This window comes from Kineosporia sp. A_224, assembly GCF_002198655.1.
GTDB lineage: Bacteria > Actinomycetota > Actinomycetes > Actinomycetales > Kineosporiaceae > R-H-3.
Genome location: NZ_MWLN01000231.1, coordinates 1 through 19,740, shown reverse-complemented (window position 1 = coordinate 19,740; position 19,740 = coordinate 1). Strand labels below are relative to the sequence as shown.

Here is a 19,740-nt window from a genome sequence, read left to right as displayed (position 1 = left end):
CGCGGGGCGGAGGCCGATGTGGTTCCCGGGTCTGGGGCGAGGTCGTCCCGACAGTGATCCCCACACCGCTGATCTCCCGACGGTGACGGGAAGGCTTCGGCGCCTGAGCCGGCGGGTTCTGGGCGCTCGGAGGGCTGCTCAGGCCATACTCATCTGGCATGTCGGCACCGCTAGAACCAGGGTTGTTCGAGGTTCTCGTGACGGAGGCGGTGGCGGCAGGTCTGGCATCGCTGTCTGAAGACCTTGTCAGTACGCAGCCATTGCGTGCCGCGGAAGCTGCTGACCGCATCAGCCTCTTGGTGTCCAAGGTCGTCGGTCGGGTCGTCTCCTCCTTCGATGAGGCGAGCCGCACGCAGGCTGCGATCGCCGTCGCACGGGAGATCGTCGATCGGTTGGCTCAGGAGCACCCCGCGGTGGGCGTCTCGAGGGAGCGGCCGGACGACGCAGGCAAGGTCTTGCAGGCCATCCTCCGGAGGCGTCCTGACGGAACCCCCGAGCAGGTCGCCTCGCCGATGATTCCGCTGCTGGACACGACCCTCCTGACGAACTCGCCGGGTGAGCCGAGCGTCGGGCATCAGCTCGCGACCGAGATCCAGGGCGCGGATGGCATCGACCTTGTCATGGCGTTCATCCGGCGGAGCGGGATTCGTTCTCTCGAGGAGGACCTCGCGCGGCACTGCGCCAGGGGACGCAGGCTGCGAGTGCTCACCACGACGTATACGGGATCGACTGAGCAAGCGGCACTCGACGCGCTCACTCAGCTGGGGGCACAGGTCCGCGTCTCCTACGACACGACGACGACGCGACTGCACGCGAAGGCGTGGCTGTTCCACCGCGAGAGCGGCTTCTCGACCGCATACATCGGGTCGTCGAACCTCACGCACTCCGCCCAGGTGGCGGGACTCGAGTGGAACGTTCGGGTCTCGGGCGCCCGCAACCCCGAAGTGATCGACAAGGTCGGTGCCGTCTTCGAGGCGTACTGGCAGGGCGACAGCTTCATCGACTACGACCCCGAGTCCTTCGAACGGGAGCTGGGGCAGGCGGTGCCTCGCCTCGTCACCTACCTGAGCCCGGTCGAGGTCACTCTGAGGCCCTTCCAAGAGCGCCTCCTGGAGCGGCTGGCAGTGGCGCGCGGGCTCGGCTACCACCGGAACCTGCTGGTGGCGGCGACAGGGACGGGCAAGACGGTCATGGCGGCCGCGGACTACGCCCGCCTCCGTGCAGAGCTTCCCTCGGCACGGCTCCTGTTCATCGCGCACCGTCAGGAGATCCTCGAACAGAGCCTCGCGACCTTCCGGCACGTCCTGCGTGAGGGCAGTTTCGGCGAGCTGTGGGTCGGAGGACGCCGGCCGGCTGCCTTCGACCACGTGTTCGCGTCGATCCAGAGTCTCGACGCAAACGGCCTGGCGCACCTGGACCCGCAGCACTTCGACGTGGTCATCATCGACGAGTTCCACCACGCCGCCGCGGCGACCTACAAGCGGCTCTTGGCGCGAGTCGAGCCGCGAGAGCTGGTCGGTCTCACCGCGACCCCTGAGCGCAGCGACGGTGAGCCCATCCTGGAGTGGTTCGGAGGTCGCATCGCCGCTGAGCTACGACTCTGGGACGCGATCGACCAGCACTACCTGACGCCGTTCGCGTACTACGGCATCGCCGACGAGACCGACCTCACGACGGTGCCGTGGCAGCGCGGACGAGGCTACGACGTGGACGTCCTGACGAACATCTTCACCTCGGACGACGCCTGGGCCCGGCGGGTCTTGAACGAAGTGACGAGCCACGTCGACCTGTCGTCAGCGCGCGTCCTCGGCTTCTGCGTCAGCGTCGCGCATGCAGAGTTCATGGCGGAGCACTTCGCGAAAGCCGGGTATGCGGCGGTCGCCGTGACAGGCAAGACGCCCGAGGCCGAGCGGCGAGCAGCGCTCTCGGCGTTGGAGGCCGGCCAGGTTCGTGCAGTGTTCTCCGTCGACCTGTTCAACGAAGGTCTCGACATCCCGGCCGTTGACACCGTGCTGCTCCTCAGGCCCACGGACAGCCCGGTTCTCTTCCTTCAACAGCTCGGTCGAGGGTTGCGGCGATCGCCGAGCAAGCACATCTGTACCGTCCTCGACTTCGTGGCCAACCACCGTAAGGAGTTTCGGTTCGACCGTCGATTCGGTGCCCTGCTCGGCGGAAGCCGGCAGGATCTGGAGCGGCAGGTGAAGGCGGGCTTCCCCTTCCTGCCGGCCGGATGCTCGCTCCGGCTGGACCACGTCGCCCAGGAACGGGTCCTGAGCAGCATTCGCGAAGCAATCCCGTCGAGATGGCCCGAGAAGGTCGGGGAGCTCCGCGCGATGTCCCGTACGCGCTCGGACGTCGATCTTCCGGAGTTCCTTGCCGAGTCCGGGCTCGACCTCGAAGACGTCTACCGCGGCGGCCGCTCATGGACAGCGCTGCGTGAGGCCGCCGGCCTTCCCGTGCCCGCGCACGGGCCGCATGATGTCGCGCTGCTGCGCGGCGTCGCGCGACTGGGGCACGTCGACGACAGCGTCCGCCTGGTGGGCTACCGGGAGCTTCTCGCACTCAGGCCAGAGGACGTCAGTCGAGGTACCGAACGCGATCGCAGACTGGCCCGGATGTTGACGACCACTCTGATGAACCAGTTGAGCCTCCCGTCCGATGTGCGGCTGGAGGCAGCGTGGGACCTGTTGCAGCAGCACCCACGACCCATCGCCGAGCTGCAGGCTCTGATGGCCGTGCTCCAGGATCGCGTCGACCATGTCCAGGCAGCCGTAGACGCTGATTCGCCACTGCAGATCCACGCGCGCTACTCGCGCCAGGAGATCCTGGCAGGGCTCGGCGCCGGCCGACGCGACCAGGCGCTCACCCCGACGTGGCGAGAAGGGGTCCGATGGATTCCCGAGCTGAGGACGGATGTATTCGTCGTGACGCTCGACAAGTCGGGCGGAGGCTTCTCGCCGACCACCCGCTACCAGGACTACGCCATCTCCCCCGAGCTGTTCCACTGGGAGAGCCAGTCGACGACGTCTGACGACAGCCCCACGGGGCGGCGATACAGGAACCATCGGTCTGAGGGCTCGTCGGTCCAGCTCTTCGTGAGGTCGCACGACACGGATCCCGCTTTTTGGTTCCTCGGGCCGTGTGACTACGTCAGCCATCGGGGGAGCCGTCCAATGGCCGTGACGTGGAAGTTGCGGCAGCGGCTGCCAGGCGATCTCTACGCCGGTTTCGCGGCCGCAGTGGCCTGACCGTTCTGTCCGCGGCAGACTCGCCCTAGCCCTTGATCGAGGGAACGGTCCCCGACCGCAGCACCGACCCTCGCCCGGTGGGCCACGGCAGGCACCCGACGCGCGACCCGGGGACCGTGAAGACGTCGATGCCGTGGTCGAAGGTGGTGGCCACGATCTCCAGACGGCCGTCGTGGTCAAGGTCACCGATCGACGGCGCCGCCGCGATGCCGATGCCGTTGCCGTCGTTGCCCTGATTCCTCAACCGGGTGTCGGAGAGCACCTTCCCGGCAGCGGACAGCACGACGAGGCGGCCGCTGCCGGGGGCCGATCCGTACACGCCGAACACCAGCTCCGGTCTGCCGTCGGCATTGAGGTCCGCGGCGACGACCTCGGAGGCGAAGGTGCGGGCCTTCCCCGGGGCGTAGCCGGTCCGCCACAACCGTTGCCCTGTCGAGGAGACCGCGTAGATGTAGCCGTCGTTCCCCGGCACGACGATGTCGAGGTGGTCGTCGCCGTCGAGGTCGACGAGGCTCGGGGCCGGGACGCCGCTCGGTGGGTACCAGTCACCGTCCCCCCGGACGACCGGCTTCCCCGTCAGGGGCAGCGTCTCGAACCCCTTGTGCCGTCGGGCCGACCGGGCCCCGCCGTCGTACGCGCCGTCGAGCACCATGACCGCGTGCGCCTGCGTCTCGTAGGGCTCCTTCTTCTCGACGTTGGGGACACCGACGACCTCCGCCCGGCCGTCACCGTCGAGGTCACCGATCGACGGCGGAGACGCCGTCCACTGCAGCCAGGGCGTCGTCCGCACATCGGGCCACGGCCCGCTGTGGGCGTGCATGTGCCGGTTCTCCACCGCCGGCGAGGCCCACCGGATGAACTGGCCCCAGCCGAGGCGTCGTCCGGTGAAGGCGGACTCGCGGTTCGTGAAGTACTTGGAGGCGAGCACCGAGGTGCCGTCGTGGTTGAAGACGTTGATCTGGTGGTTGTCGAAGGTGACGACGATCTCCCGCTGCGGGTCGTCGTCCAGCTGGCCGATCCCGACGTTGAGGCCGTAGGCGCCGTAGCCGTGGTTCCCGGCGCCGTTGAAGGCGGCGTCGCCGCCGACACCTCGCGCGGTGTTGTACCGGGGCCACGCCTTCCACGCCACGCCGGCAGGCTGGTAGCGCCGGCCGGACGCGGTGAGCACGAAGACCTGCGCGCCGGTCGGGGAGGTGTTCGTCGTCGTCGCGACGACCTCGACCCGATGGTCCCCGTCGAGGTCGGCCGCGGCCAGGCCGCGGACCTCAGGCGTCTGCCCGCCGCTGACGACGGACGCCGGCCACCCCTTCTTGAGCGCGAGCTTGCCGCCCCGGTAGGTGTAGGCAGCCACGGCGCCCTCCCCGCCGACCACGATGTCCACGGCTCCGTCGCCGTCCAGGTCGGTCACGACGGACGGCGCGTACACCCGACTCTTCGTCGCCGTGCCCGTGCCCAGCCGGCGACCACGGGAGTCGACGACGAACGTCGAGTAGAACGGAGCCACGATCTCCAGCGTGCCGTTGCCGTCGAGATCGGCCAGCGAGGGGGAGGAGAACCAGCCGGTCTGCCCGGTCTGGATCCGCCGCACGAATCGCGGGGCCACGACGGGCCCGGACTTCGATGAGACCGGGCAGGCATCCGCGCCCGCCGCGGACGTGCTGGCTGCCGGGACTGCCGGGGCCATGGTCGCCGGCGCGGGTGGCGACGTGGACGCCACCGTGAGCGACGGCCGGGGGAGCCCGGAAGTCTTCGCGCTGGTCGAGGAGCCGCCGCCCGAGCACGCCGCACTCACGCAGAGTGCTGGTACCAGAACGAGCCGTGCGGTCACAGCAGCTCTGCGTCGCGCCATGTCGACGCACCCTACTCACGACCTCCTGTCCATCCTCTGGGCGGCCCGGCGATGCTCACATCCCCGCGTGGCCTGTCGACGAGAGAGAGGGAGGTCGCCCATGACGGAGCAGCAGACTGCCGGCGGCTACCCGCCGAACACGGATGACCGTGGCAGGCAGCTATGGCTGAGGTACCCCGGCCGGTGCAGCTCCTGCGCGTCGTCTCTACCGGCAGGGGCGACGGTCCACCACGACGCAGCCACGAAGGCCATGACGTGCACTGCGTGCGGCGCCGCAGGTCGGGCCGATGACGGCTCGGTGCCGGTGATCGGCACTGCGGGCGCCTCCGCCCGCCGGATCCACGAGCGTCGCAGCCAAGGACGTCAGAACCGGATCCCGTTCCGCGCATCAGAGGATCGGCGGGCTCATCCTTGCCCTCACATCGACCACATCGCAGTCACCCCGACCGGCGTCCACGTGATCGATGCCAAGCGGTACCGCGGACGACCCGAACTGCGTGTCGAGGGCGGCTTGCTCCGTGCCCGGTCCGAGAAGCTCGTCGTAGGACGGCGCGACTGCACCAAGCTCGTCGACGGGGTCCACGCCCAGGTCGACGTCGTCCGAGCAGCGCTCGCTGACAGCCACCCCGGCGTGGCGGTCGACGGCGTTCTGTGTTTCGTCGAGGCCGAATGGCCGTTGATCGGTGGCGATTTCAGCACTCGCGGCGTGTACGTCGGTCGGCCCAAGAAGGTCGAGAAGCGGCTGCGTGCACACGGCGACTGCGGCGTCGACACGATCGCCGCGATCCACCGACTGCTCGCCGGTCGTCTGCCTGCGTCGTGAGCGCCGGCGTCTGACGCAGGGGAGACCTCGAACGGTGATGAGGGGCACTCTTCCGATCGGGAAGCACCCCGCCGGCCACTTGGTTGAAGCTTCACATGACCTCGACACCCCTTCGCCCCGACAGCCCGCTGCTGCAGCCTGTCACCGCGGGAGCACTGACGGCCGCCAACCGGATCTGGATGGCCCCGCTGACCCGCAACCGGGCCGACGAGGACGGCACCCCGAACGACCTCAACGTCGAGTACTACCGCCAGCGCGCCGGCGCCGGCGTCCTCATCACCGAGGGCAGCCAGCCCTCGGCCGTCGGCAAGGGCTACATCAACACCGCCGGCGTCGTCGACGACGCGAACGAGGCCGGCTGGCGCCGGGTCGCGGACGCCGTCCACGCCGAGGGTGGTCAGCTCGTCGTCCAGTTCATGCACGTCGGTCGCATCGCGCACCCGGACAACAACGGCGGCCTGCAGTCCGTCTCCTCCACCGCGACGGCTCCTGCCGGCGAGATGTTCACCGCCGGCGGGATGAAGCCGTTCCCTGCGCCCCGCGCGCTGGAGACCGCCGAGCTGCCCGGCGTCGCCCAGGAGTTCGCCGACGCCGCCGCACGCGCCGTCCGGGCCGGGGTCGACGGTGTCGAGCTGCACGCCGCCAACGGCTACCTGCTGCACCAGTTCCTCGCCGACGGTGTGAACGACCGCACCGACGAGTTCGGCGGCAGTGCCGAGAACCGCGCACGCTTCGTCGTCGACGTCGCGAAGGCCACCGTCGCCGCGATCGGCGCCGACCGGGTGGGTATCCGGCTCTCTCCCGGGCATCCCTTCAACGACGTCTCCGAGAGCGACCTCTCCGTCTACGAGACCCTCGTCGTCCAGCTCGCCGAGCTGGACCTGGCCTACCTGCACGTGCTGGCGGAGGCTGACGACCCGATCGTCGGCAAGCTGAAGGCGCTGTGGCCCAACACGTTCGTGCTCAACACCGGCTTCGGGGTCGAGTCCGACCGGGACGTTCTCGAGCGGATCGTCGCCGACGGTCTCGCCGACGCCGTGACGGTCGGGCGGTCGTTCCTCGCCAACCCCGACCTCGTCGAGCGCTGGACCCGGGGCGCGGAGCTCAACGCGCCCGACCCCGCCACGTTCTACAGCGGCGGCGCCAAGGGCTACACCGACTACCCGCAGCTCGCGGGCTGAGCCGCGCGGGCACCGGGCCCCAACAACTCGGTGCCCGCCGTCGTCGCGGTCCTGCCTCTCGTGCGCCCGCCCTGCGGCGCCTTGCCCCGCCGGGCCCCCGTCACGACGCGAGGCGCTGCCTCGCCGCCCGCAGCCCGGCCTCTGCGCGAGGTACGCACGACCGGTCTCGAGTCCCCAGATGCGCCCCGGAGTCACCGCCACGAGCGAGCCGCCCAGCTCATCCGTGCCGGTCAGACCGCTATCGACAACGGAGCGACAATCCGCCTACGGATCCGAAGGCTAGGGACACCGCTGAGGCGGCACCTCAGGGCACTCAACAAGGACCTTGAGCTCCTGGCCGGCGCGGCGGCAGCTGTCTGCCGCGTCCTGGAGCCGGTACCTGGCCTGCCGGACGCGTGCGTCCCCTGCCGCGGCGCCGGCCAGCTTGCCGAGCAGGTGGGCCAGGTCCTCGGCGAGCGTGGCAGCCCGGCGGGCGACGTCGACGACCGTCTGGGCATCCCGTGCCGGCGGTGGCCCCTCGTGCTCGGAACCCTGGGCGCCGGCAGGAACGGTGCTGTCCATCTGAGACTCCTTCTTCACGTGAGGTCCGGATCGAGCCGTCAGGTGTGCGCGGATGGGTGGGCGGACGACAGGGACGCCGTCACGAGACCGGGATCAGTCGGCGTCCCGGCCCGAGATCGGGACCGGGGCTGTTCCCGGCGTCCGTGCCGGGGTCGGGTTCGGACCTGAAGATCGACGCAGGTGAGTTCCTGCCCAGGTCGTCGCCGGTCGACGTGGTTGCAGCGGAGGGGTTCTCGGTCGAGGGACCGGCTGCCTGCGCGGGATGCCATCCGGCGCGCGTCCGCTGCAGGATCTGCCCGTCGGTGCGCCGGACGGCCCACAGGGTCAGCCAGTCGCCGGTGACGAGTGCGGCGAGGTCGGGGTGGCGGGCCAGGACGGCGTCGACCCGGTCGGGTGCTGCGGCGAGGACGACGAGCAGCCGCACGAGCGGGAACGGCGGGGCTCCGCGGTGGTGGACGGCCTGCTCGGGCAGCCCGAACCGCAGGTCGCCGCCGGCCCCGCAGAGGACGCCGAGCCGGCCGACCGGGTTGTGCGCCGTCTTGCTCCCGGCGCCCCAGCGTGCGGGGTCGAGGCCGGAGAAGAGGTACTGCGCGTTGATCCAGTGCGCGACGACCGCGGGGGCGGTGAGGATCGTCTCGAGGAGCGAGCCGTCGGCGTCCGAGGTCTCGTCGTAGTCGTGGAGGAAGGCGGTCCCGTCGAGGTCGAGCCCCTCGGTGAGGCTGCGGGGAGCGGCGACGAAGAAGGCGTTCCCCGCCAGTCCCCACTCGTGCCGTACCTGCGCCGGGTCCGCGGCCCGCCGGCGCACCTCGCTGACGGCGCGTCGTTCGCTCGTCCTCGAGCGGGGGGCGGCGCCGGGCAGGGACCGGCACCGCTCGACGGCCACCGCCGCCGCGGCGCGCTGCAGCGACGCCGCGAGCCGCTGGTAGTCGGCCCGGTGGCCCACGGGCAGTCCGTCCGCAAGCGCGAGGGTGACCTCGTCCGTGGCTGTGTCGTGCTCCGCCGCGACGACGACGGTGTCGTCCGGCAGCGGGATGCCCGCGTCGGCCAGGGCCTGCCGCCCCTGCGGACCGTTGAGCAGTGCGGCGGCCACCGCCGCGTTGACACCACCCCGGTACCCGCCGCAGGCTCCGCAGTCGTAGGAGGACTCGGCCGTGTTGTTCGTGGACGTGCTGCCGTGGCCCACGAGGACGACGATGCGCGCTGACCCCGGCCCGATGCCCGCGGCCCGGGCGGTGGCGACAACTGCCTGGATCGCCTGCGGCAGGTCCTCCTGGGCGACGCTCCCCGCCGTCCGCAGGTCAGGTGCGCGGTGGCGGTGACGCGGCCGGACGGCCGCCGCCGTGCCGCCCAGTGCGCGGAGCCCGGCGACCTCGACCGCGCCGAAGCCGCCACCGGGAGCGTCGAGCGCTTCCCGGAGCGCACCGCGCAGCAGGTCGCGGACACCCGCCTCCGGGGCCGGCGCGGCGATCCTCAGGGTCGGGGCGAGCAACGCCGGGAGCCGGGAGGTCGACGGCCCGTCGCCTGTGCGCCGGGTGAGCGGGAGCCCGAAGAAGCCGGCGAAACCGACGGTGCGGTAGCGACCGATAGCCTCGACGTGACGACGGAGCCGCTCGCTGCGCACGTCGATGCACAGCACGAGGTCGGCGTCCGGCCGCTCCCGCCTGTCGGACGACGCGCCTCCCGGCACCTCCTCGAGAGCGCTGGTCAGCGCCTCGGCCAGGGAGCCCCGGACCTCTGCCTCGGCGGCCTCCAACGCGGCCAGGACGGCAGCGGAGCGCTCCTCCACCGTCCCGGCCGTCGGGGTCGGGGGGACGACGATCCCACCCTGGGCGCGGGGCACCAGCGTCCCGGTGAGGGCGTGGCGGGTCGCGACCCGGACGGCCAGCAGTGCCACGAGGGCGTCGACGTCGACGGCCGCCGCGACCGTGTTGCGCCGGGCGACGTAGGCGGACCAGCCGACGAGCCGGCCGAGCTCGTCCGCGACCCAGGCCCGGGCGTCCGGCCAGCCCGCGGCGACGGCCGCGGCGGCGGCGTCCGCGACCAGGTCCACGCCCCGTTCCGGCATCGCCCGGACCGGAGCCTCTCCGCTGCCGTCCGCAGGGCGGGTCGGCCGGGCGAGACGGGAGCTGGCGGGTGCGAGGAGCCCGGCGACCAGCGGGTCGCGGACCGCGACGGTCCGGAACCAACGCCACAGGTCGAGGTCCTGCGACGGCGCCGGCCACGCCGGCTCGGCCGGTGCCGTCCAGACGGCGAGCCACCCGGCCACCGCGTCGTCGACAGCCGTCTCCGCGCGGGAGCGCTGCGGTGCGGCGCCCGGGCCGTCCGCCCGCAGCGACTCCGCGAGTGCGTCCGCGAACGGTATGGACCTGCTGCCCCACAACGGGTTGGCGGCGACGAAGCCCTGCCAGCTCCAGGTCGGGGGCAACGCCCCGGCGGCGTGGGCGACGAGATCCGTGACCTCGTCGGCGGTCATGGGCGTCGTCCCGTCATGCTCCGGCACAGACCGGTCGCCGCCGCCGGCCGTCCTGCGGCCGTTCCGCAGCCGGAAGGCCTCGAGCAGCCCGAGGGACGGGTCGGCGGTCCGGTGCAGGACAGCCCAGACCCCGACCGGACGCCGCATCCGCAGCACCACGCCTGCCAGGGCGAGCGCACCGACCGCAGCGGCCGCGGTCCAGGCCATCCCGCCGTCCGCCTCGACGGGCAGCCCCCACAGGCTCGCGACCAGACGTGCTCCGCCGAGCACCAGGCCCAGGGCCCCGACCGCGATCAGCGCCGCGAGGGCGCGCACCGCCGGTCGCGCCCGCCAGGACCACAGTCCGTACCCGCCCGCTGTCGCCGCGACGATCACTGCGGACGCCGTGAGGGGCTGGTGCCAGGCGCGGTCCACGGCGAGCACGACCAGCCCGGTGACAGCGCCGGCCACGGCACCGCCGACCCGGGCGCGACGGTGGGCACGCAGCGGCCGGTCACGCCGGGCGGCGGAGATGTGCTCGCCCGCTCGCAGGAACGCGTTCGCCTTGTACAGGCCGTGCAGCATCAGATGCATCACGGCCGCGGCGTGCGCGCCGACCGCCAGCAGCGCGAGCATGAACCCCAGCTGGGCGGTGGTCGACCAGGCGAGCCGGGTCTTGACGTCCGCGCGCACGAGCAGGCGGACGAAGGTCAGGGCGGCCGTCCCCAGGCCGAGGGCCGCGAGCGCCGGAGCGAACCAGCCGATGTTCTGCCACACCGGGAAGAGCCCGAGCAGGACCACCACGGGAGCGTTGGCGATGCCCGCATGCAGCAGCGCGGAGACCGGGGCCGGAGCCACGACGCTCAGCGGCAGCCAGCGGCAGAACGGCCACTGGGCGCTGCGTGCCGCAGTGGCGACGAGCAACCCGGCCCCGACGACCGCGAGCACCTCGGCCGGTGCCGACGCCGCCCAGGCGGCGATCCCGGTGACCGACGTCGTGCCGGCACCCAGGACGAGCGCGGCGAGCGCCACCACGAGCGCCAGGTCCCCTGCACGCTGGGTCCGACGGAGGACGGCGACGGCCCGCCGCGATGCCGGCAGGTCGTCGTGGTGCCCGACCAGCCTGGCCAACCCCCTCCCGGCCACGACCCAGGCCACGGCCAGGACGGCGACGTCGGACACCACGAGGCTCGTCACCGCCGCGACCGAGGTCACGAGCAGCCATCGCCGGTAGCTGCCCGCCCTGAGATCGCCGTCCAGGTGCCGGCCGGAGAACGCGACCGCGACCGCCGCAAGGCCGGCGGCGAAGACCAGCAGCGTCGCCCGGACGGGGTCGAGCAGGCCCGTGGCGACGAGGGAGACCGAGCCGGCGGCCGCGACGGCCGCACCGGCCCATCCAGCGACGGCAGCAGCGCGCAGACCGTCCCTGGACACCGGTACGGCGGCGGCCGCGAGCATCGGGGCGGCGACGGCCAGCGCGAGAGCGACCTCGGCGATCGCCTGGTCTGAGGAGGAGGGGGTCAGCACGAGACCCAGTAAAACACGAAATCAATTACGCGTATTGTGATGCGTCTAACAGGGTGGGTCCCCCGGCGCGGAGGCGGTGCTGATCACGCACCGCAGCGGTCGGTCGAGGACGCCGGAGAGCCGGTCGGCCTCGTGCTCGAGGTCCTCGCGGGGTGGGGGCCCGGGGTCGAGCCAGGTGACCGTGAGCGTGTCCGGGCTGGTCGCCCAGGTGCCGCGGACCACGCCGCCGACGGTCACCGGGTTGGCCTTGCGGGTGACCGGTGTGCGGTGGTCCGGCGGGACGACGTGCGTCTCCTTGGTGCCCGGGCCGATCACCCACTGGTCGTGGCCGGGCAGGAACCGCACCACCGTGGACGGCCGGGCCGCGAGCAGCGGCCCGACGTCCTCGCGCAGGACGTGGCGGCGCCGGCCCTCGACGTCGACGGTGACCAGTCGGTCCTGCACGTCGTCCAGCCACCCGCGCAGCCGCTTCGTGCCGGCGCTGAGCCCGTTGCCGAGCCAGTAGCCCACGAGGTCGGCGTCGGCCGGGCCGTAGGTGGCGAAGTACTGGGTGACGGCGTACCGGCCGGCGTCGTCGAGGTCCCACACGCCTGCCCAGCGCGGGTTGTGGTCGAGCCGCTGGAAGGTGGGCCGGCGGCCGCGCGGTGGCCCGAAGCCCATGTCGCCCTGCCAGGTCAGGGGCTTGAGGAGCGTCCACGGGTCGTCGTCGAAGACCGGCCCCAGGTGGCGGTAGGCGGCGCGGGACGTCAGAGCCGCGCCGAGCTCGGCGACGGTGAGCGGGCCGCCTGACAGCGCGTCGCGGACCGCCTCGCGCAAGCGCGGCCAGTCGGACGGCGTGAGCTCGTAGTAGCTCTGCCAGCTGGGCAGCTCCCACTGCCGGCCGGCGCAGCGGACGGCCAGGTAGGCGCCGCCGTCCTCGGGCGTGAGGTAGTGCACGCTCCCGCGGAACGCGAACGCCTTGATCACCTCACCGGCGGCGAAGGCACGGGCGAGCTCGCCCGGGGCGGAGTGGCGCCGCCGGATCCGGACGGCGAGCTCGGCGAGGGACTCGTCCATCGACAGGACGGCGCCCAGCCGGCGCACCACGTCGGCGACCGGGAGGTCTCCCACCGGCGAGAGCAGGTGCCGCTCCGCCCGCCAGGCCAGCGCCTGCGGCCACGTGACGGACACCTCGGGCCCGGCGGTCATGTCCGTCAGGCTTGCACACGGCACCGACGATCGCCGGCACCGGCGGTATCCCGGGCGACCCGCTAGTCCTCGATGACGTCCAGGCCCTTCTCCCGCAGCAGTGCCAGGGAGTCGAGCATCCCCTGCACGACCTCGGGGTCGTGACCCTGCCACTGCGTCACCTCACCGACGACGCGCAGCGGGTGGCGGGTGCGGTAGGACCGCGTCGGGTTGCCGGGGAACCGCTTGTTCGTCACGTTCGGGTCGTCCTCGAAGGGGCCTGTCGGCTCCACCTCGTAGATCCGCCCGCGCTCGGCGCTCCCGGCCAGGGCCGTCGCCAGCTCCGCTCCCCAGGCGGCTGTCTCCAGGAGCGTCGTGAAGTAGACGTTGTTCGACACCCGACCGTCCTGGTAGTTGGAGCCGTACCCGGCGACGAGCTCGTCGCCGATGGCCAGCACCGACTTCGTGCCGTGGAAGAACGGCCCCTCGACGTGCGCCCACGCCGCGTACGTCACCGGGACGTGGGTGTCGCCGGTCTCGTCCGTCACTGGTCCTCCCCGTGCTCGGCCCGCCGCCCTACCGCAGAGCGGCTTCGAGCCTAGGGCCGTCCGTGGCGTCGCGCCGCCGCGCGAGATCGTGACCACCGCCGGCGGACCCGCGTAGGGATCGCGTGAAAATCGCCGGGTGCCCGTCGCAAACGCGTGAAGAGACCCGCCGGTGTGCGGCCGGCGGGACTTCACTTCTCGACGGGGCGACCGCACGGTCGCCCGCCCGGACGAGTCGTGAGGTGTCGATCATGTCCAGACGGACCGTGGCCGGGAGTCTGGCCGCGCAGATCCCCGGGAGCGTGCGGCGTCCTCCGGCGGAGGTGCCGTTCGGCTTCTCCGCCCCCCTCGGTGCCGCCGCGGTCGCGGCGGTCTGCCTGTGCGCCGGGGCGTTCCCGTCGACCGCGGCAGCCCGGCTGTGGCTGCCGGCCGCCGCCGTCGCGGTGGTGGCGTTCCTGAGCCGGGACTGGCGTGCGGGACTCGCGGTCGCGGTCGTCGCCTTCCTGCTCGTCGACGGCTTCCTGGAGAACCGGTCCGGCCTGCTGACCTGGCACCCCGGGGACGGCGCCCGGCTGGGCCTCCTGCTCGCCGTCGCCGTGCTCGGTGCGGCGCTCGGCCTCGTCGCCCCGACGCCCGCCCGCAGCGGCGGTGCGTCATGACCGACGTCGTCTTCGTGCTCGTGGTGGTCGCCGGGTTCGCCGCCCTGGTCGCGCTGCTGCGCGGCGTCGAGCGGATGTGAGGAGGTGACGCCGGCATGAGTGTCGAGAACGTGGTGGGCCTGGTCCTGGCCGTCGGGCTGACGGTCTTCGTGGTCACGGCTCTGCTGTTCCCCGAGAAGTTCTGACCGCTCACGGCCCGAGCGGTCGCCGTCCTGTCGCGTGGTCCGCACGCGAGTCGTTCTCACACATCGGTCATGGGATGTCATCCAACACGTCCACACTGCTCTTCGTCGTCGCGCTCGTCGCGGCGCTCGCCCTCTCGTACCGCCCCGTCGGGGACTGGCTGCACCGGGCCGTCACCGCGCCCGGCCACGGTCGGGTCGAGCGACTGGTGTACCGCTGCATCGGTGCCTCCCCGGACGGGGAGCAGCGGTGGAGCGTGTACGCGCGCAGCGTCCTGGCCTTCTCCGCCGTCAGCGTGCTGGTCCTGTACGCCCTGCAACGCCTGCAGGACAGGCTTCCGCTGAGCCTGGGCATGAAGCCGGTCGCGCCGGACCAGGCCTTCAACACCGCCGTGAGCTTCGTGACGAACACGAACTGGCAGTCCTACTCGGGTGAGGCGACCATGGGTCACCTCGTCCAGATGAGCGGTCTGGCGGTACAGAACTTCGTGTCCGCAGCCGTCGGGATCGCCGTCGCCGTGGCACTGATGCGCGGCCTGGTCCGGCACTCGACGGACACCGTCGGCAACTTCTGGGTCGACCTCGTCCGGATCTGCCTGCGCGTCCTGCTGCCGGCCTGCGTGCTCGGCGCGGTCGTCCTCGTCGCCGCCGGCGCCGTCCAGAACCTCACGGCCGGAACCGATGCCACGACCCTGGCCGGTGCCGTCCAGCACATCCCGGGCGGGCCGGTGGCGAGCCAGGAGGTCATCAAGGAGCTCGGCACCAACGGCGGCGGCTTCTACAACGCCAACAGCGCCCACCCGTTCGAGAACCCGACCTCGTGGACGAACTGGCTCCAGGTCTACCTCCTGCTCGTCATCCCGTTCAGCATGCCCCGGGTCTTCGGCCGGATGGTCGGCGACCGCAGGCAGGGGCTGGCGATCGCCGCGGTGATGGCGATCCTCGCTCTCCTGAGCACCGCAGCGATCTCGTTCGCGCAGGCCGCGGCCGCAGGCACCGTGCCGCAGGCCGTCGGTGCCGCCACCGAGGGCACCGAGGCCCGGTTCGGCGTCGGGCAGTCAGCGGTCTTCGGGGCGGCGACCACGCTGACGTCGACGGGGGCCGTGGACTCCTTCCACTCGAGCTACACGGCCCTCGGCGGCGGCGTGACCATCGTCAACATGATGCTCGGCGAGGTCGCGCCCGGCGGTGTCGGCTCGGGCCTCTACGGGATGCTCGTCCTCGCCGTCATCACGGTCTTCGTCGCGGGGCTCATGGTCGGGCGCACCCCGGAGTATCTCGGCAAGAAGATCGGCGCCCGCGAGATCAAGTTCGCCTCGCTGTACTTCCTCACGACCCCGACCATCGTGCTGGTCGGCACGGCGGCCGCGATGAGCCTCGCCTCGGCGCGCTCCTCGATGCTCAACGTCGGGCCGCATGGCCTCTCCGAGGTGCTCTACGCGTACACCTCGGCCGGCAACAACAACGGCTCCGCGTTCGCCGGTCTCAACGCGAACACCCCCTGGTACAACACGACTCTCGGGCTGGCCATGCTCTTCGGCCGGTTCCTGCCGATCATCTTCGTGCTCGGGCTCGCCGGATCGTTCGCGGCGCAGAAGCCCGTCCCGGAGTCGGCGGGGACTCTCCAGACCTACCAGCCGCTCTTCGTCGGGATGCTCGTCGGGGTCACTGTCGTCCTCGTCGCCCTGACCTACCTGCCGGCGCTCGCGCTCGGCCCCCTCGCGGAGGGACTGTCATGACCATCCCCGTCCTCACCGACCCGGCCGACGCCCGGCCGGGCAGCGGCACCCAGGACCCCGCCGGCCCGGCGGGCACGGCACCCCGCCGTGTCGGCGGCGGGCTGCTCGACCCGAAGCTGCTCTGGACCTCGCTGCCCGACGCCCTGCGCAAGCTCGACCCGCGGACCCTGTGGCACAACCCGGTGATGCTCATCGTCGAGGTCGGCTCGGTCTGGACGACGGTCCTCGCCGTCGTGCACCCGTCGGCCTTCGCCTGGGTCGTCACGGGCTGGCTGTGGGCCACCGTCGTCTTCGCCAACCTCGCCGAGGCCGTCGCAGAGGGGCGCGGCAAGGCCCAGGCCGCCTCGTTGCGCCGGGCCAAGCAGGACGCCACCGCGCGCCGCCTCGTCGGGTGGTCGCCGGGGGCCGCGGCCGACGCGCTCGAGGAGGAGCAGGTGCCGGCGGCCGCGCTGCAGCCCGGCGACGTCGTCGTCGTCGAGGCCGGCCAGGTGATCCCCGGCGACGGGGACGTCGTCGAGGGCATCGCGAGCGTCGACGAGTCGGCCATCACCGGCGAGTCCGCGCCCGTGATCCGGGAGTCCGGAGGCGACCGCAGCGCCGTGACCGGCGGTACCAGTGTCCTGTCCGACCGGATCGTCGTCCGTGTCACGCAGCGCCCGGGGGAGAGCTTCCTGGACCGGATGATCGCCCTCGTCGAGGGCGCGGACCGGCAGAAGACGCCGAACGAGATCGCGCTGAACATCCTCCTCGCGGCCCTCACGGTGATCTTCCTGCTCGCCGTCGCGACGCTCCAGCCGCTGGCCGTCTACGCCAAGGCGCAGCAGACCGCGGCCCCGGACACCCTGGCGCTGAACGCCGACGGCGTCACCGGCGTGGTCCTCGTCGCCCTGCTCGTGTGCCTCATCCCGACGACGATCGGGGCGCTGCTCTCGGCCATCGGCATCGCCGGCATGGACCGCCTCGTCCAGCGCAACGTGCTGGCGATGTCCGGACGTGCCGTCGAGGCGGCCGGTGACGTGAACACCCTGCTGCTCGACAAGACGGGCACGATCACCCTCGGCAACAGGCAGGCGAGCGAGCTGCTGCCGGCGCCGGGCGTCGACCCGGCCGACCTCGCCGACGCCGCCCAGCTCTCGAGCCTCGCCGACGAGACCCCCGAGGGACGTTCGATCGTCGTCCACGTCAAGCAGGTCCACGGGCTGCGCGAGCGTCACCAGGGCGAGCTCCGGGGGGCGGTCTGGGTGCCGTTCACCGCCCAGACCCGGATGTCGGGCGTCGACCTGCACGACGACCCGGACGACGCCGTCCGCCGGATCCGCAAGGGTGCCGCCGCGGCCGTGATCGCCTGGGTCCGGGAGCAGAACGCCACGTCCTCGGACGCGACGGGTCCGGCCGAGGCGGAGTCCGCGCGCGGTCTGGAGGCCGCGGTGGACGCCGTCAGCGCGGCGGGCGGGACGCCCCTCGTCGTCGCCGAGCACCGGACCGGCCGGCCGGCGCAGGCGCTCGGCGTGATCCACCTGAAGGACGTCGTCAAGGACGGCCTCCGGGAACGCTTCGACGAGATGCGCCGGATGGGCATCCGCACCGTGATGATCACCGGGGACAACCCGTTGACCGCCAAGGCGATCGCCGCCGAGGCCGGCGTCGACGACTTCCTCGCCGAGGCCACCCCGGAGGACAAGCTCGCGCTCATCGCGAAGGAGCAGGCCGGCGGCCGGCTCGTGGCGATGACCGGCGACGGCACGAACGACGCGCCCGCGCTCGCGCAGGCGGACGTCGGGGTCGCGATGAACACCGGGACCTCGGCCGCCAAGGAGGCCGGCAACATGGTCGACCTCGACTCCGACCCGACCAAGCTCATCGAGATCGTCGAGATCGGCAAGCAGCTGCTCATCACCCGAGGTGCGCTGACGACGTTCTCCATCGCGAACGACGTCGCCAAGTACTTCGCGATCATCCCCGCGATGTTCGCCGGTCTCTATCCCGGCCTGGACACGCTCAACGTCATGCGGCTGCACAGCCCGACGACGGCGATCCTGTCCGCCGTCGTTTTCAACGCGCTCGTCATCGTCGCGCTCATCCCGCTCGCCCTGCGCGGCGTCCGGTACACCCCGAGCAGCGCCGCCGACCTGTTGCGCCGCAACCTGTTCGTCTACGGCCTCGGCGGTGTCGTCGCCCCGTTCGTCGGCATCAAGCTCATCGACCTCCTCGTCGCCCTCGTCCCCGGGCTCTCCTGAGCCTCCCGTGAGGATCTTCTGATGCGTCGCGTTCCCTGGATCGCCCAGTACTCCGCAGCACTGCGGGCCCTGCTCGTCCTGACCCTGCTCCTCGGGGTCGCCTACCCGTTGCTCGTCACGCTCGTCGCGCAGGTGCCCGGGCTGCGCGACCGGGCCGGCGGCAGCCTGGTGACACACGACGGCCGGACGGTCGGCAGCGCCCTCGTCGGCCAGTCGTTCACCGACGCGAACGGCGCGGCACTGCCGCAGTACTTCCAGTCCCGCCCGTCCGCCGCGGGTGCCGGCTACGACCCGCTCGCGTCGGGGGCGTCCAACCTCGGCCCGGAGAGCGTCGTCGACACCCTGCCCGACCCGGCCGTCGCCGGCGACACCGGCACGCAGAGCCTGCTCACCCGGGTCTGTGCGCGCAGCCTCGAGATCGGCACGCGCGAGGGCGTCGACGGGCGCCGTCCCTACTGCACCACCGACGGCGTCGGCGCGGTGCTCGGCGTGTTCCACCGCGACGGCCTCACCGGGCCCGTCACCCGCGCCGTCAGCCTCAACGAGGCCTGCCCCGCCGCGCCGTTCGTCGCGACCTACCAGGGAGCCCGCGTCGAGTGCGCCGAGCCGGGCACCCGCTATGCGGGCGCGGTGGTCACCCCTGTCCGGGGAGGGGCCCCGGCGTCCCCTGCCGTGCCGGCCGACGCCGTCACTGCGAGCGCGAGCGGCCTCGACCCGGGGATCAGCGTGGCCTACGCCCGGCTCCAGGCGGCACGGGTCGCGACCGCCCGCGGCCTCACGGTCCACCAGGTGCTGGCGCTCGTCGACGAGCACACGCGACCCAGGGCCCTGGGGTTCCTCGGGCAGCCCACGGTCGACGTCCTCCGGCTGAACCTCGCGCTGGACGGCGTCCGCCGGCCCGCGGGGTCGGCGTCCTGAGGTCCAGCGGTCCCGACGCCTGCCCTAGGAGACGCTGACGTGCACGTGGTCGAAGTGGTTCGCGGTGCGGCTGCCGCGGTCCTCCATGCCCTTCCACTGGCTGGTCGGGTTGCCGGCCAGCCAGATCTGCTGCTGGTAGATCACGTACGTGACACCGAGCTCGCGGGCATGTGCCTGGACGTAGCGGGCGATCGTCCACCCGGGGTCGCCCGACACCATGATGTCGACGGCCCGGCCGCTGCCGTGGTCGCCGTCGTCGCCGGGGCGGTAGCCGCCGAAGGACGACACCGAGCTGCCGTAGGCGGCGCAGACGGCGCGGTACACGGCGCGGGCGTTCGACGCCAGGTGCGCCTCGATGCTCGTGCTGATCGAGCACGAGGCGCCGGACACGCCCTTGGCCGCACTCTTCGGCTTCGGCGCGGGCTTCGTCTTCGACAGGAACGAGGACCGGACCCAGCCGGCGCGGCCGTCGGTGACGACCTGGGTCCAGCCGCTCTTCGTCTCGCCGGTGACGCCGACCCGCGCGAGCGCCTTGAGGCTGCCGATGCGGTCCGTGCTCGCCGACGGGCCGGAGCGGACGTTGACCTGGGTCTCGACCCACATCTTGCGGACGACGGCCGGGACGGGGTCCGGCGTCGGGGTGGCCGTGGGG

14 protein-coding genes are annotated in these 19,740 nt (G+C 72.4%); 8 read left to right on the top strand and 6 right to left on the bottom strand.

Features of this window, described 5'->3' with window-relative positions; genetic code table 11:
* Positions 1-158: 158 nt before the first annotated feature.
* A complete protein-coding gene (locus EDJALFJO_RS31200; RefSeq protein WP_088290505.1) occupies positions 159-3,248 on the top strand; it encodes a DUF3427 domain-containing protein in 3,090 nt (1,029 codons plus the stop codon).
* 25 nt (positions 3,249-3,273) lie between these two features.
* Here the strand turns inward: EDJALFJO_RS31200 and EDJALFJO_RS34700 are convergent, their stop codons facing one another.
* The gene (locus tag EDJALFJO_RS34700; protein WP_158220635.1) at positions 3,274-4,851 is read right to left on the bottom strand and encodes a VCBS repeat-containing protein; all 1,578 of its coding nucleotides are present in this window, start codon (positions 4,849-4,851) and stop codon (positions 3,274-3,276) included.
* A 346-nt stretch (positions 4,852-5,197) separates the two neighbouring features.
* On the opposite strand from EDJALFJO_RS34700, the gene EDJALFJO_RS31190 reads away from it, so the two are divergent.
* Together EDJALFJO_RS31190 and EDJALFJO_RS31185 are read left to right on the top strand one after the other, a co-directional pair.
* A complete protein-coding gene (locus EDJALFJO_RS31190; RefSeq protein ID WP_143448896.1) occupies positions 5,198-5,920 on the top strand; it encodes a nuclease-related domain-containing protein in 723 nt (240 codons plus the stop codon).
* Positions 5,921-6,015: 95 nt separating this feature from the next.
* On the top strand, positions 6,016-7,101 hold the full coding sequence (locus tag EDJALFJO_RS31185) for an alkene reductase (protein WP_088290499.1): 1,086 nt from the start codon (positions 6,016-6,018) through the stop codon (positions 7,099-7,101).
* Positions 7,102-7,380: 279 nt separating this feature from the next.
* Here EDJALFJO_RS31185 and EDJALFJO_RS31180 read toward each other — a convergent pair whose 3' ends face one another.
* From EDJALFJO_RS31180 to arr, 4 genes are all read right to left on the bottom strand, one after another.
* A complete protein-coding gene (locus EDJALFJO_RS31180) occupies positions 7,381-7,662 on the bottom strand; it encodes a hypothetical protein (RefSeq protein ID WP_143448895.1) in 282 nt (93 codons plus the stop codon).
* 79 nt (positions 7,663-7,741) lie between these two features.
* On the bottom strand, positions 7,742-11,641 hold the full coding sequence (locus tag EDJALFJO_RS31175) for a putative inorganic carbon transporter subunit DabA (RefSeq protein WP_088290496.1): 3,900 nt from the start codon (positions 11,639-11,641) through the stop codon (positions 7,742-7,744).
* A 45-nt stretch (positions 11,642-11,686) separates the two neighbouring features.
* The gene (locus tag EDJALFJO_RS31170; protein WP_088290494.1) at positions 11,687-12,829 is read right to left on the bottom strand and encodes a winged helix DNA-binding domain-containing protein; all 1,143 of its coding nucleotides are present in this window, start codon (positions 12,827-12,829) and stop codon (positions 11,687-11,689) included.
* 62 nt (positions 12,830-12,891) lie between these two features.
* Positions 12,892-13,323, bottom strand: coding sequence for an NAD(+)--rifampin ADP-ribosyltransferase (gene arr, locus EDJALFJO_RS31165; RefSeq protein ID WP_369812593.1), 432 nt, complete (start codon positions 13,321-13,323; stop codon positions 12,892-12,894).
* A 281-nt stretch (positions 13,324-13,604) separates the two neighbouring features.
* Between arr and EDJALFJO_RS31160 the strand changes: the two genes are divergently transcribed.
* From EDJALFJO_RS31160 to EDJALFJO_RS31140, 5 genes are all read left to right on the top strand, one after another.
* Complete coding sequence (locus EDJALFJO_RS31160) at positions 13,605-14,012, top strand: hypothetical protein (RefSeq protein ID WP_143448894.1); 408 nt, start codon at positions 13,605-13,607, stop codon at positions 14,010-14,012.
* Positions 14,013-14,107: 95 nt separating this feature from the next.
* Positions 14,108-14,197, top strand: coding sequence for a K(+)-transporting ATPase subunit F (gene kdpF, locus EDJALFJO_RS31155; RefSeq protein ID WP_088290488.1), 90 nt, complete (start codon positions 14,108-14,110; stop codon positions 14,195-14,197).
* A 74-nt stretch (positions 14,198-14,271) separates the two neighbouring features.
* On the top strand, positions 14,272-15,933 hold the full coding sequence (gene kdpA, locus EDJALFJO_RS31150; protein WP_088290486.1) for a potassium-transporting ATPase subunit KdpA: 1,662 nt from the start codon (positions 14,272-14,274) through the stop codon (positions 15,931-15,933).
* On the top strand, positions 15,930-18,170 hold the full coding sequence (kdpB, locus tag EDJALFJO_RS31145; protein WP_088290484.1) for a potassium-transporting ATPase subunit KdpB: 2,241 nt from the start codon (positions 15,930-15,932) through the stop codon (positions 18,168-18,170). The genes kdpA and kdpB overlap by 4 nt, the downstream gene beginning before the upstream one ends.
* Positions 18,171-18,191: 21 nt before the next feature.
* A complete protein-coding gene (locus EDJALFJO_RS31140) occupies positions 18,192-19,088 on the top strand; it encodes a potassium-transporting ATPase subunit C (protein ID WP_088290482.1) in 897 nt (298 codons plus the stop codon).
* Between the two features lie 24 nt (positions 19,089-19,112).
* On the opposite strand, the gene EDJALFJO_RS31135 is transcribed toward EDJALFJO_RS31140, so the two are convergent.
* A partial coding sequence (locus EDJALFJO_RS31135; RefSeq protein WP_158220634.1) for an SH3 domain-containing protein occupies positions 19,113-19,740 on the bottom strand: 628 nt, incomplete at its 5' end.